Here is a 12,906-nt window from a genome sequence, read left to right on the forward strand (position 1 = left end):
CGGGAATTCCCGGGTAAACAACCTACCCCCTGTAGGAGCTGCCGCAGGCTGCGATCTTTGACCTTGTTTTTTCAAAGATCAAGATCAAAAGATCGCAGCCTGCGGCAGCTCCTACAGGGAATGTGGTTATTTTCCAGGTGTCAGGGTCAGGCGCTTGGTTCCATACACCCGGTCGAAATTCTCCGGCTGCATTGGCAAGCTCTGATACTGCCCCTTCAGCCATGGCTCGATACCGTTGAGGTAGTTCGGGCTGGCCGGGTTGCCGGACTGGCCGGTGGCGATCTGGCCCATCAGCGGTTCGGGTTGGCCGAAGTCGACGATCAGGCGCATGGCCGGCACCCGTGTGGTGTTGAAGTCTTGGCCCACGGAATAGGCGGCCGTGTTGAGGGTGGTGTGGTCGCCGCCGGCTGGCTGCGGACCTCGCACGGTCTGGCCGCTGGCGTTCTTCCACTCATAGCGGTGAAGTTTGCCCCACTGCCAGGCTTTATGATCGCCACCCAACTGACTGTCGCCAGCGGTGATCGCCGCCGCCAGGCTGCGGGCGAGGATCGCCGGTTTGTCTTCTTTCTGCGCGGTGTGCACATCATCCCAGAATGGACTGTCTTCGCGCCCCAGCAAGTGATCGGCCTGCGCCGCGTAAGACAAGCTGCCATTGGCGATGAAAGCTTGCCACGCCGGGCTGCCTTGTGGCCCCAATTCATCGAGGAAAATCTGCCGGGTGCTTTCCTGCAGGTACAGCTGGTAGATGGCCGCATCGGCGGAGGTCGGGCTGAGTTTGCCGTCAAATGCCATCAAGCGGGTCAGGGCCTCGCGTGCCTTGCCGCGATCCGCCACGGGCAAGGCCTCGATGGCCTGCTTGAGCGGCTGTGACATCCCCGGTGCTTCGAACATTTTCTTCAGTTTGGCGGCGAAGGTGGTGGTCTGGTCGTACTGCATGGCGATCAGGCTACGGGTGTCGTGCTTGCCCACGCCGGCCAGTTCGGCCAGGCGCTCGCCACGTTCCGGTGCCGACCAGGAGTTGGATAGCTGCATGCCATAGCCATGGGGAATGACCCGCTGGTTGGCGGTGCCGAGCCAGCCTTGGGCCGGGTCCTGATCGTAGGGGTGCAGCATCGGGTCGGCGTAACCGTCCCAATCGTAACGTCCCTCCCAACCAGGCGAGGGCAACAGGCCTTCGCCTTCGCGGCGGTTTGGATAGCGGCCGGTGACTTGCCAGCCAATGTGGCTGGCATCGGCGAACATCAGGTTCAAGGTAATGGCGCGAATCTCGCGGCTGGCGTCCGAGGCTTTCTCGACATTCTGCGCCCGGGACAGGTCAAAGAAGGCGTCCAGGCTCTTGTCGTCGGTAAAGTTCGGCGTTTGCAAGGCCAGGCCGAAACCGCTGCCCTGCGCCAGGCCCTGGGCACTGTTGAGCAGGGGACCGTGGCGGGTTTCGAATATCGCTTCGCGAATCGGCCGCTGGCCTTTGACGAAGTAGGTTTCATTGCGCACGATCGCCGGCTGCCACTTGCCAGCGGTTTCGTAGGACAGCCCATTACCCTGGCGTTTGATTTTTTCCAGGAACAGGTCCTGGTTGTCGCCCATGACGCTGGTCATGCTCCAGGCCACTTTGCCATTGAAACCACCCAGGATCATCGGCAACCCGGCGAGGGTCACACCGGAAGCCTGGTACTTCGATGTGCGGATCTGCACGTAGCTAAACAGCGCCGGTACCCCCATCGGCCCGTGGCTGTCGCTGGCCAACAGGCTTTTACCGCTGCGGCTGCGCTGCGGGGCAATGGCCCAGTTGTTCGATGAGGTGGCGCCCAGTAGATTAAGCTCGGACAGCTGGCCGGTGGCCTTGCTGATCTCGGCCAGCCCCGGTACCTGCCCGCTGAGCTTGATGCCTTGCAGCTTTTCACTTTCGGCCAGTGGCAGTTTTTCATCCGGGGCCGAAGGGGTCAGCCACGGCAGTTTGTCGGTAGTGACGCTCTGGGCCAGCACCAGCGAGGCAATTTCCTCGGGCAGGTTGGCTGACTGACTGAAGTTGAGCAGGCAGAAAATCAGCGCCGAGTCTTCCGGCTTCCAGTACTCGGGCTTGTACCCGGTGGCGGCGAGGTCGGCAGGCAGCTTGTCGCGGTAGCGGAACAGATAGGCGTTGACCCCGCGGGCATAGACTTCGAAGAAGCGCTTGAGTCGCGGTGAGGAGGCCTTGTACAGCTCGCCAGCGCTCTTCTTCAGGTTGACCGCGCGCATATAGCGGTCGGCGTCCAACAGGTCCGCTCCCTGCATCTCGGCCAATCGACCCTGGGCGAGCAAACGCAGGGTGACCATCTGGGTGATGCGGTCACTGGCGTGCACATAGCCGAGGGAGAACAGTGCGTCGTGGAAAGTGCTGCTTTCGATCAACGGCATGCCCATCGCATTGCGCCGAACCGAAACGTTCTGCGCCAGGCCTTTGAGCGGCTGTACGCCGGAGGTGGGCGGGAGGGTGTCCTGGGCATTGAAGCTCTGACAACCGGTCAGGCTCAAGACACCCGCCACTGCTGCGGCAACGCCGAACCGGGGTAGAAAATGTGAAAGGGCTGGCGAGGCCATGGCAAAGCTCCTGCGGGGGGGTAAAGGCGGCGGCGCGCAATAAAGGCGCTACGTTAGTGAGCAGGAGGGGGGCGCGCAAGCGGGATGCGGGGTTATTTCAACAATCGGCCGGGCGGTGCCATCGGTCGAGCCTGTTATTTCTGACAGTAGACAATCCATTGTGCCGGGCAGACGCTGTTTTCCTGCTCACGCTGACTGTGTTCAGCGTTCCTGGCAAATGGAGTCTCTACATGAACAGCAAATGGCTGGTTGCGTTCGTGGCACTCTGCCTCGGTGTTGGCGCACTGTTTTTTTCGGCGAAACAGGCGACAGTCGAGCGCAGCCCCTATGCGTTGTTCGAGCCCGGCATGACGACTGAGCAAAAAGTCATGGTGCAACGACAAATCGAGCGCCAGCTCAGTCGAAAATCGGGAGGCAAGCAAATCAGTACCACTCAAGTGGTATATGACAATGGTGCCGCTGTGGTGACGTTCCCGGTACCCGGCGACGCAGGTCAGTCCGATCGCAACTGTGATTACGGTTACGTCTGTTTCTGGACCGCGTCGGATTTTGCCGGCAGGAAACTGTCATTGCTCAGTACGGCGAAAAACGGGTCCGTCAATCTGTCCGACTATGACATGAGCGCCCAGGTCTTCTCCTGGCAGCACAACAACAAGACCGGCACAGTAAAGATCTTCGGAGTGGATGGGCCGGGCGCGAAGGGCAACATGGTGATGAGCAATATCAGGGAGGTGATCCTGGGCAAGGGCTGTTGTCCGTTCAGCGTTCCCGAAGATGCCCGCGTCGTCGGTACCTGGACGGAGATCAATGCCCAGAGCCGACTGACCGAGAATAACAATAGGATCATGAGCATCGCGTTTGCGCCCATGTTCATGTTATTTGCCCATTAGAGGTCGAGCTTCCCACCGGAGCAGCCCTTGTGCGCGCTGAACCGATTTTGTCCTCGATACTGGCCGACTAGTGGCCTTGCAAGCCGAAGACCGATGTCTATGCTGACGTCTAACTAACCATGCCGACCGTTATCGCCGGCATTGGATCATCGAGCCAAGCTGCCAGAGTGCGCAATTCAAGGCACCGACACACTTGCAGGAAGCTGTCTGGAAATGGAGTCCGCTTATGAGCACGTTAGGGCTGGCCCGACGCCGGGCTATCAAGAGAAGGATGTCTTGATGGGAGTGTCGCGATAAGGACTTCCTTCGATCGAACATCACCTATCACCTGTTCATTCCTCCTTTTTGGAGGGATGCGTGTACCTGTTCTATTGAACGTAGTGGTGGATTTGAAAGACCAGCAACTTTCATAAACGCGCATAGGTGGTACGACCATGTTTAACCTGCATCACAAGGCTGACCTGCTGGAAATCGAACGTTTCAGCTGCGCGCTGACTGAGGCCAACGCCAAGCTGGCTGCCGTCAGCCGGTCGATGGCGATGATTGAATTCAGTCCCGATGGCATTGTCCTCGATGCCAACGAGAATTTTTGCAAGGTCATGGGTTACAGCGCCGACGAAGTGCGCGGCAAACATCACCGGATGTTCTGTGAAGAGGCGTTTTACCGCAGCGAGGAGTACGCCAAATTGTGGCGTGATCTGGCTCGGGGCGAACCGATCAGCGGAACCTTTCTGCGCTTGGACAAAAGTGGCAAGGAGATCTGGCTCGAAGCCAGCTACATGCCGGTATTGGGACCTGATCGGCAGGTGCGCAGCGTGATCAAGGTGGCCACCGATATTTCTGCCAGGGTCATCAAGGAACACGAAAACGAAAGCCGGCTCGCCGCCATTGGTCGCTCCATGGCAGTGATCGAATTCACCCCGGAAGGCCGAGTGATCAGCGCAAACGAAAACTTCCTGAAAACCACCCAGTACTCGCTCCATGAAATCGTCGGTCAGCATCACAGCATGTTCTGTCATCGTGCCGAAGCGGAATCCCAGGGCTACAGGAATTTCTGGGCCTCGCTGAACCGAGGCGAATATCACTCGCATCGTTTCGAGCGCAAGAACAAGCAGGGCCAGACGATATACCTGGAAGCTTCCTATAATCCGTTATTCGACGCCAAGGGCCGCCTGTACAAAGTGGTCAAGTTCGCCAGCGACATCACCCAACAAATGACGACCCTGCAAACCGCCGCGGATTCGGCCCACAGTACCTCGGTGCAAAACGACGCCTGCGCGCGAAAGGGCTCCGAGGTGGTGCAGCAAACGGTGCAGATCATCCAGGACATCTCCAGGGACTTGAACCAGGCGGCGCTGAGCATCGATGCGGTGAGCCAACAGTCCGACATCATCGGCACCATCGTCCAGACCATCCGCGGGATTGCCGATCAGACCAACTTGCTGGCGCTCAACGCCGCCATCGAAGCGGCCCGTGCCGGCGAGCATGGGCGAGGGTTTGCCGTGGTGGCCGATGAAGTGCGCAGCCTTGCCGCACGCACCAGCCAGGCCACCCTGGAAATTGTCGATGTGGTGCGCAAGAACCACGACCTGTCATTGAGTGCGGTGTCGAGCATGCAGTCGAGCCTGAGTCGAACCGGGCTGGGCGTGGAGCTGGCGAACGAGGCGGGGGAGGTGATCCTGGAAATCCAGCAGGGATCGCGACATGTGGTGGACGCGATCAGCCAGTTCAACTCGACCTTGCAGTTGAACTGATCACCCCCTTGATTTCCCTGTAGGAGCGAGCTCTGCTCGTCAACGATTACGCGGGGAGCCTGGCGCCCCGCGTCATTCTCGGGTTCATCGCGAGCATGCTCGCTCCTACAACAACCATCACCGCGTTGTTACAGCGAGGCGATGAGCTTGTCCACACCCTCGATTCTGGTGTGTTCACCCTTGCGCTGGTCTTTCTCGGCTGCAGCCATCTGCGCCTTCTCCCGCACGCGCTGGGCTATTTCTTCGCCGATGGCTTGTTGTTTCTCCGGTGGCATCTGATCGATCTCCTCCTGGGTCAAGCCCATCTCTTGCAGGATCGCATCGCGCATGCGCTGTTCCGGGGTCTTGCTCATGTAGTCCTTGAATTCGGCTGTCGCTGAACCATCGCCGATCCTGTCCTTGACGTCGTCGGGCAGCGGCGCGGAGGTTGCCTGCAGGCCAACGCGGGTCTTGGCGAACGCTTCGTCGACGTTATCGCTGATGCGAGTGGCCTCATTCACCTGTTGCGTGGACAGTTGCGTGGCGGATTCCTCGACCTGGGTGCTGGTTTGCGTGGTTTGCGCCTGCAGGTTGTTCTGCAAGGCCTGCGTCATGACGCTTTGCAGGCCGGCGGCGGCTTCAGCTGTCGGATCCTCACCGGGGCGCTTGGGAAGGGGGGTTACCAGGTTTGATTTTGCACTGACCAACATGATAAGCAGACCTTGTAGGTATTGGCGGTACAGTGCTTCAGCAAATAGTATGCCCGTAGATAAAATATCAATTAAATCAGATTGTTAGAATTATTTAACCCGGTAGGCAAGGTGGGTTTGCGGTCAGGCCTTGCCGCCGGGCGGCAGCGGTCGACCGCTATCGGAAGTGGCTCAAGGCAAGCCGTTACAGCAGTGTTTGAGAAAACCCGGGTGTTGCGCCAGGCGTTTGAAATACTCGTCGACGGCCGAATAGTCGGGACGCTCGATGGGCGTCATCAGCCAACGGTTGACCGAGAGGCCGATGACAATGTCGGCCACGGTGAATTTTGCCCCGGCGACATACGCCTTGGTGGTTGCGAGCTGATGTTCGAGGATGGCCATTTTCTGGTTCCAGCCGCGCACACTGATGTCGATGCGATGAGCATCCTGGTATTCCGGATCCTTGCGCACCAGCGCCATGAACGCATAACTCCACGACGAGTTGAGATCAGTGGCTTGCCAATCCATCCACTGTTCCACCCGGGCGCGGGCGGCCGGTTCGCCGGGTAGCAGCTCCGTGTGGTGATGCTGGTGCCTGGCGCAGAGGTAGCGGCATATGGTGTTGGACTCCCACAGCACACCGGCCTCATCGATGATCACCGGTACCTGTGCGTTGGGGTTGTACCGGAGAAACTCAGGGCTGTGGGTCGAGGCGAAACCGCTGCCCCAATCCTCGCGTTCGTAGGAAAGGCCCAACTCCTCACAGGTCCACAGGACCTTCCTGACGTTGATCGACGAGGCTTTTCCCAGAATCTTCAGTGTGTGTTCCATTGTGCTACTCCGTTAGCGTATGTGCGCTTCAGGAAATTAACAGTTTTTCAGCCACAGCGAGCACTCAGCGGGATGAGAAACACATTCAAGACTAGTTGAAATCCCAAGGCATGGGCGTCGCACCGCTTGACGGTACGGCGTGTTGGATCGGGTGACTTTCGCTCCTTATTTCTCGCCTTGGAATAGACCGGTCCAGATAGGCCAAGAGCAGGCGCTGGGAATCTGTTGGTTGAGGATGGGTTGGCGCAGGACCCAGCCCTGAAGCTGTTGGTCGATGAACACCGGGGTGGATACGATGCACTCGCCTTGGGGCGCAACCTTGGCTTGATCCACTGAAACGAACAGCGGACCAGGCAGATCGAACACGGTCTTGGACCGGCTTACCAAGCCTGTGTCCTTGCTGGCGTAGCATTCATTTCTACGTCCTGTGAGGTCAGTGGTCATGACGCCTGCATCTTCCATGCTCGAATGCCAGACATCCATTACGACGGCAGGGCCCTCGCCCTTCGGGTGAGCGGCCAGACAGTTTTTTATCGCTGGAATGAAGTGTGGATCTGTCAGGAGGTGAGTCCAATCACTCGGCTGCGACACTTGCGCCTCAGATACCTGTCCGAGCGAGAGCATCAGCAGGGAGGTCATGAAGATCGTCTTGCGCATAGGAATGTCAGCCGGGAACGGAATTTGCGGATTCTGTATCCGCCATCCGTGAAGCGCAGGACAAAATGTGTTTCGAAATACCGCTGCGGGGCCGGACTGCCTCGTAGGCGTGGTCACCAGGAGGCATCCGGTTTCGCGGCGCTATCGTTTCACAGCGGGGAAGCACCGGTCTCACGTACTCTCGCGCACCTTCAACTCAAACCCCATGTCCTGCACCGGTTTGGCCACGGTGTTACCGGCCATCAATGTGAGCATCTGCTCCGCCGCACGACGGCCGATGGCTTCGCGCGGTGTGTTGATGCTGCTCAGGCGCGGGACCATGTGTTCCGACATCGGCAAATCGTTGAAGCCAAGAATCGCCACCTGTTCGGGAATCTTGATCCCGCAGCGCATGGCCTCAAGCAGGGCGCCCTGGGCCAGGTCGTCGTTGCCGAAGAAAATCGCATCGACGTCCGGGTGACTGGCCAGCAGTTGCAGAAACAGCTCGCCGCCCAAGCCGACGGACGAGGCGCGCGGGGTCAGCACTTCCAGGTCGGGGTCATACAGGCCGGCCTTTTTCAGGGCTTTGCGAAAACCTTCACCGCGCAACAGAGTGCGTTGGTCCAGCTGCGCACCGATGTAGGCCAGGCGCTTGCGCCCACGCGAGAGTAAATGCTCGGCCGCCGTTTCGCCGGCAGCCAGTTGCGAGAAGCCGACGCAATTGAGCCCGGCAGCACTGTCGAGCTCCATCATGTACACGCACGGGATGTTGCTGGCTTCGATCATCCGTCGCGAACTTTCGGTGCGGTCGAAGCCGGTCAGCAGCAAGCCTCGGGGTTGATAGGCCATATAGTTGCGCAGCAGGTTTTCTTCTTCGTCGCGCGAGTAATGGAAGTTGCCGATCAGCACCTCGAAGCCCTTGGGGCGCAACACCTGATGAATGGCTTCCAGGGTGTCGATGAACAGCAGGTTGGACAAGGACGGCACCAATACCACCACCGAATGGCTCTGCGCCGAAGCCAAGGCACGGGCCGCGGGGTTGACCACGTAGTTGAGTTCCAGCGCGGCTTTCTGGACTTTTTCCACCAGTTCGGTGGCCACCGTACTGACCCCGCGCAAGGCGCGCGAAGCGGTAATCGGACTGACACCGGCCAGGCGTGCCACTTCGTTCAGGGTTGGGCGGCCAGTGGTGCGGGTATTTTTATCGTTTTTAGTTGAAGTCATCGACGGCTTGCCAAACAAAATTCAAGGCACTAAGGTAGCGCTGTCTCGATGCAGCTGCAAATGCGTAAGTGGGGGTTCGCCTGATCCTCGCTTTTTGGCATTGGGACAAACATGCTGCAACCCACAAAAATGACAAGAAGGCGTCGGCAACTTCTACTTTTGATCCAGTGTCATAGCTTGCAAAGGTAGCGCTGTCTGCGCGCTGAGGTGTTACATGAATCATCCCATCACCGCCCTGGTCATCATGGGCGTTGCCGGTTGCGGCAAGACGTGCGTCAGCGAAGCCCTGTGCCAACTGAGCGGCGCCACTGCCATTGAAGGCGACTCTTTCCATCCTGCCGCCAATATCGAAAAGATGAGCGCGGGAATTCCCCTGAACGATGAAGACCGTGCCGGCTGGCTCGACAGCCTGTGCGATGAGTTGCGCCGCATCGATGCGCTGGGTCAGCGCCCGGTGTTGACCTGCTCGGCGCTCAAGCACATCTACCGCGAACGCCTGCGCAGTGCCTTGCCAGGCCTGGGTTTTGTGTTCCTGGAGCTGACCCCGGAAGTCGCCGCCGAACGCGTCTCCCATCGGCCAGGCCATTTCATGCCGGCAACCTTGATCGAAAGTCAGTTCGCCACCCTCGAGTCTCCCAAGGGCGAGCCACTGACATTGGCGCTCAATGCCTCGATCCACAGCGTTGACGAACTGGCTGTCCAGGCACACCTCTGGTGGCTCGAGCATGGCTTGAAGCGCGCCAGTTAATTTTTTGCTTGTAGAGATAGCGCTGTCCTTATGGCTTTCGAATTACCCGCTTTAATAACAACAACAACCAGGAGACACCCCTAATGTTTGGCATGTCCCACGAGACGTTTCTGCTGCTTGACGCAGTGGTCACGGTTATCGGGCTTATCGTCCTGATCACCAAGTTCAAGTTCCACCCTTTCATTGCCCTGATCATCGCCGCCGCTTTCCTCGGGCTGACCTCAGGCATGCCGATCGGCACCATCATCAAGGCGTTCCAGGACGGCTTCGGTGGCGTGCTCGGTTTCGTCGGGATCATCCTGGCGCTGGGGACCATGCTCGGAAAAATGATGGCCGAGTCGGGCGGGGCGGACCAGATCGCCCAGACCCTGATCCGCGCCTTCGGCAAGGACAAGGTGCAGTGGGCAATGATGTTCGCTGCCTTCCTGGTGGGCATCCCGCTGTTCTTCGAAATCGGCTTCGTACTGTTGATCCCGCTGGTGTTCATCGTTGCCCGCCGCACTGGCGTGTCGATCATCAAGATCGGTATCCCGCTGCTGGCTGGTCTGTCCGCGGTGCATGGCCTGGTGCCGCCGCACCCGGGTCCGTTGCTGGCCATCGGTGTGTTCGGTGCCGACATCGGTAAAACCATTCTGTACGGCCTGATCGTTGCGCTGCCGACGGCGATCATTGCCGGCCCGATCTTCGGTACGTTCATCGCCAAGCACATTCCCGGTCATCCGAATCAGGAACTGGTGGACCAACTGGCGCGTGAGTCGGATGCAGGCGATCTGCCGAGCTTCGGCATCACCCTGGTCACCGTGTTGTCGCCAGTGTTCTTGATGCTGCTGAAAACCTTTGCCGATGTGGTGCTGCCGGACGGCAACTTCTTCCGCACTTTCATGGACCTGATCGGTCACCCGATCTCCGCGCTGCTGTTGGCGTTGCTTCTGTCGCTGTACACCTTCGGCTACAAGCAGGGCATCGGTTCGCAACAGATGCTCAAATGGCTGGACGCGAGCCTCGCACCGACTGCCGCGATCATCCTGATCATCGGTGCCGGTGGTGGCTTCAAGCAGATGCTGGTGACCAGCGGCGTGGGTGACGTGATCGGCCACATGGCGGTGGCCGCGCAGATTTCGCCGATCCTGCTGGCGTGGCTGGTGGCGGCGGTGATTCGTATTGCCACCGGTTCGGCGACCGTTGCAACCATTACTGGCGCGGGCATCGTGGTGCCGGTGGTGGGGATGATTCCGGGTGTGAACCGTGAGCTGCTGGTCCTGGCCACCGGTGCCGGTTCCTTGATCCTGTCTCACGTGAACGACGCCGGTTTCTGGTTGGTGAAGCAGTACTTCAACATGACCGTGGCAGAGACGTTCAAGACCTGGACAGCGATGGAAACCATCCTGTCGGTGGTGGGGTTGGGCTTTATCCTGTTGTTGTCGTTGTTCGTCTAAGCGTTTCGCCAGACAAAAAAAAACCGCAGCGATGCGGTTTTTTTGTGGGTGATGATCTCAGGAAGAACGAGATCCAGTGTGGGAGCGGGCTTGCTCGCTCCCACAGGGTTTTGTGTCAGGCGTTGGTTTTGGTGCCTAGCCCATCCGCCCGGAACATCCCGCGAATCCCGCGTACGGCCTGACGAATCCGGTCCTGGTTTTCGATCAGCGCGAAGCGCACGTGATCGTCACCATACTCACCAAAGCCCACACCCGGCGAGACGCAGACCTTGGCCTCGGCCAGCAGTTTCTTGGCGAACTCCAGCGAGCCCAGGTGCGCGTACGCGTCGGGAATCTTGGCCCAGACGTACATCGACGCTTTCGGGTTTTCCACCATCCAGCCCAATTCATGCAAGCCTTTGACCAGCACGTTACGGCGCTGCCGATACTGTTCGGCGATATCGCGCACACATTGCTGATCGCCTTCAAGCGCCGCAATGGCCGCCACTTGCAGCGGGGTGAAGGTGCCGTAGTCATGGTAGCTCTTGATCCGCGCCAGGGCGTTGACCAGTTCCGGGTTGCCGACCATGAAACCGATACGCCAGCCCGCCATGTTGTAGCTCTTGGACAGGGTGAAGAATTCGACGGCGATGTCCTTTGCGCCGGGCACCTGCATGATCGACGGGGCTTTCCAGCCGTCGTAGACGATGTCGGCGTAGGCCAGGTCATGCACCACCAGCACGTCGTACTGCTTGGCGAGAGCGATCACCCGTTCGAAAAAATCCAGCTCCACGCACTGGGCGGTGGGGTTGGACGGGAAACCAAGGATCATCATCTTCGGTTTCGGGATCGAACCGCGAATGGCTCGTTCCAGTTCAGCGAAGAAATCCACGCCCGGCACCAGCGGCACTGAACGCACCTGGGCGCCGGCAATAACGGCACCGTAGATGTGGATCGGGTAGCTCGGGTTGGGTACCAGCACGGTGTCGCCCTGGTCGAGGGTGGCCAACATCAAGTGTGCCAGGCCTTCCTTGGAACCGATGGTGACAATGGCCTCGCTTTCCGGGTCGATGTCGACCTCGTAGCGCTCCTTGTACCAATTGGAAATGGCTCGGCGCAGGCGCGGAATACCCTTGGACGTGGAGTAGCCATGGGTGTCTGCGCGCTGGGCGACAGTGACCAGTTTTTCGACGATGTGTGGCGGGGTGGCGCCATCGGGGTTGCCCATGCTCAAGTCGATGATGTCTTCGCCACGACGACGGGCGGCCATCTTCAGCTCGGCAGTGATGTTGAAAACGTAAGGGGGGAGTCGATCGATGCGCGCAAAGCGGCGCGGCGAACCTTGTTCGGCCATTGTTGCCTCGGATAACGTAAGCGCCCGGAACCGTCCGAGCGACGCTGGCCACTGCGGTGGCCTGTGGCGGAATGTACGATCAGCTATGGCAGGCTGTCCAGCCTCAACGTAAACAAATTTTTCCGAAGGAAAGGGTCTGATGGAATTTACCAGTGGCTTTTTGTTGAGCCTGTCGCTGTGCCTGGACATCGGCGTGGCCAATATCGCGATGATCACGTTGGCGATGCAGCGCGGCTATTTTCAAGGCTTCGCCCTGGGCTTGGGCACCTGCGTCGGTGACCTGATCTACGCCGTGCTGGCACTGGCCGGCATGACGGTTTTGCTGCAATACGAAACCGTGCGCTGGGTGCTGTGGATCGGCGGTTCGGCGCTATTGGTCTATTTCGCGGCGAAGATGATTTACTCGGCGATCCACCATGAGGCGCTGTTGGCCGAAACCACCGAGGTGGGCCACAACTCCCATCGCAAGGAATTTTTCCGTGGGATTTTTCTCGCCATGTCGTCGCCCAGTGCCATTCTCTGGTTTGCCGCAGTAGGCGGCACGTTGATCGCCCGTTCCGGTGGCGGCGGTACGCTCAGCTCCGCGCTCTTTCTTGGCGGGTTTCTCTGCGCTGGCTTGCTGTGGTCCGCCGGCCTATGTTTCGCAGCGAGCCACGGCGGCAAGATGCTCGGCGACAAGCTGCTGCGTTATTCCTACCTGGCATCGGCGGCGATCTTCTGCTATTTCGCGGTGTACGTGATTCTATCGGGTTACAACGAATTTGTTGGCGCAGGTGCCGTCGAGCAGTTGCACGCCCTGTAAGTGGGCG

General features: G+C 59.2%; 10 protein-coding genes and 2 pseudogenes. 6 read left to right on the forward strand and 6 right to left on the reverse strand.

Annotation, left to right across the window (positions count from 1 at the left end; genetic code table 11):
• Window positions 1–126 precede the first annotated feature (126 nt).
• Window positions 127–2,577 carry a penicillin acylase family protein gene (locus AC3WWR_RS02100; RefSeq protein ID WP_492598422.1) on the reverse strand — a complete coding sequence of 817 codons (2,451 nt, stop codon included), beginning with the start codon at window positions 2,575–2,577 and terminating at the stop codon, window positions 127–129.
• Between the two features lie 230 nt (window positions 2,578–2,807).
• Here AC3WWR_RS02100 and AC3WWR_RS02105 point away from each other — a divergent pair, with 230 nt between their 5' ends.
• The 3 genes and pseudogenes from AC3WWR_RS02105 to AC3WWR_RS02115 form a co-directional block, all read left to right on the forward strand.
• Complete coding sequence (locus AC3WWR_RS02105; RefSeq protein WP_033043528.1) at window positions 2,808–3,467, forward strand: peptidase inhibitor family I36 protein; 660 nt, start codon at window positions 2,808–2,810, stop codon at window positions 3,465–3,467.
• Between the two features lie 539 nt (window positions 3,468–4,006).
• Window positions 4,007–4,675: pseudogene (locus AC3WWR_RS02110) on the forward strand (PAS domain-containing protein); the annotation flags it as partial.
• A 129-nt stretch (window positions 4,676–4,804) separates the two neighbouring features.
• Window positions 4,805–5,221 (forward strand): annotated as a pseudogene (locus tag AC3WWR_RS02115) (methyl-accepting chemotaxis protein); the annotation flags it as partial.
• A gap of 128 nt (window positions 5,222–5,349) precedes the next feature.
• On the opposite strand, the gene AC3WWR_RS02120 reads toward AC3WWR_RS02115, so the two are convergent.
• From AC3WWR_RS02120 to gntR, 4 genes are all read right to left on the reverse strand, one after another.
• Window positions 5,350–5,910, reverse strand: coding sequence for a hypothetical protein (locus AC3WWR_RS02120; RefSeq protein WP_033043529.1), 561 nt, complete (start codon window positions 5,908–5,910; stop codon window positions 5,350–5,352).
• A 171-nt stretch (window positions 5,911–6,081) separates the two neighbouring features.
• On the reverse strand, window positions 6,082–6,720 hold the full coding sequence (locus tag AC3WWR_RS02125; RefSeq protein ID WP_020797078.1) for a glutathione S-transferase family protein: 639 nt from the start codon (window positions 6,718–6,720) through the stop codon (window positions 6,082–6,084).
• Between the two features lie 165 nt (window positions 6,721–6,885).
• On the reverse strand, window positions 6,886–7,377 hold the full coding sequence (locus AC3WWR_RS02130) for a hypothetical protein (RefSeq protein ID WP_168757330.1): 492 nt from the start codon (window positions 7,375–7,377) through the stop codon (window positions 6,886–6,888).
• A 171-nt stretch (window positions 7,378–7,548) separates the two neighbouring features.
• Window positions 7,549–8,580: an HTH-type transcriptional regulator GntR gene (gene gntR / locus AC3WWR_RS02135; protein WP_020797076.1), complete on the reverse strand. Its 1,032-nt coding sequence runs from the start codon at window positions 8,578–8,580 to the stop codon at window positions 7,549–7,551.
• Between the two features lie 214 nt (window positions 8,581–8,794).
• On the opposite strand from gntR, the gene AC3WWR_RS02140 reads away from it, so the two are divergent.
• On the forward strand, window positions 8,795–9,328 hold the full coding sequence (locus AC3WWR_RS02140; RefSeq protein ID WP_020797075.1) for a gluconokinase: 534 nt from the start codon (window positions 8,795–8,797) through the stop codon (window positions 9,326–9,328).
• Window positions 9,329–9,411: 83 nt separating this feature from the next.
• Window positions 9,412–10,764, forward strand: coding sequence for a GntP family permease (locus AC3WWR_RS02145; RefSeq protein WP_020797074.1), 1,353 nt, complete (start codon window positions 9,412–9,414; stop codon window positions 10,762–10,764).
• A gap of 115 nt (window positions 10,765–10,879) precedes the next feature.
• Here the strand turns inward: AC3WWR_RS02145 and alaC are convergent, their stop codons facing one another.
• The gene (alaC, locus tag AC3WWR_RS02150; protein WP_020797073.1) at window positions 10,880–12,097 is read right to left on the reverse strand and encodes an alanine transaminase; all 1,218 of its coding nucleotides are present in this window, start codon (window positions 12,095–12,097) and stop codon (window positions 10,880–10,882) included.
• Window positions 12,098–12,236: 139 nt separating this feature from the next.
• Here alaC and AC3WWR_RS02155 point away from each other — a divergent pair, with 139 nt between their 5' ends.
• Entirely contained in the window at window positions 12,237–12,899 is a 663-nt protein-coding gene (locus AC3WWR_RS02155; protein WP_492598423.1) for a LysE family translocator, read from the forward strand.
• Window positions 12,900–12,906 lie beyond the last annotated feature (7 nt).

The organism is Pseudomonas sp. EB271-G4-1, assembly GCF_058791355.1.

Excerpts from the sequence above, each read along its gene's own strand:
- AC3WWR_RS02130 (WP_168757330.1), bottom strand. The coding sequence starts at position 7,377 with ATGCGCAAGACGATCTTCATGACCTCCCTGCTGATGCTCTCGCTCGGA.
- AC3WWR_RS02145 (WP_020797074.1), top strand. The coding sequence starts at position 9,412 with ATGTTTGGCATGTCCCACGAGACGTTTCTGCTGCTTGACGCAGTGGTC.
- AC3WWR_RS02155 (WP_492598423.1), top strand. The coding sequence starts at position 12,237 with ATGGAATTTACCAGTGGCTTTTTGTTGAGCCTGTCGCTGTGCCTGGAC.
- AC3WWR_RS02100 (WP_492598422.1), bottom strand. The coding sequence starts at position 2,577 with ATGGCCTCGCCAGCCCTTTCACATTTTCTACCCCGGTTCGGCGTTGCC.
- AC3WWR_RS02125 (WP_020797078.1), bottom strand. The coding sequence starts at position 6,720 with ATGGAACACACACTGAAGATTCTGGGAAAAGCCTCGTCGATCAACGTC.
- AC3WWR_RS02140 (WP_020797075.1), top strand. The coding sequence starts at position 8,795 with ATGAATCATCCCATCACCGCCCTGGTCATCATGGGCGTTGCCGGTTGC.
- AC3WWR_RS02105 (WP_033043528.1), top strand. The coding sequence starts at position 2,808 with ATGAACAGCAAATGGCTGGTTGCGTTCGTGGCACTCTGCCTCGGTGTT.
- gntR (WP_020797076.1), bottom strand. The coding sequence starts at position 8,580 with ATGACTTCAACTAAAAACGATAAAAATACCCGCACCACTGGCCGCCCA.
- alaC (WP_020797073.1), bottom strand. The coding sequence starts at position 12,097 with ATGGCCGAACAAGGTTCGCCGCGCCGCTTTGCGCGCATCGATCGACTC.
- AC3WWR_RS02120 (WP_033043529.1), bottom strand. The coding sequence starts at position 5,910 with ATGTTGGTCAGTGCAAAATCAAACCTGGTAACCCCCCTTCCCAAGCGC.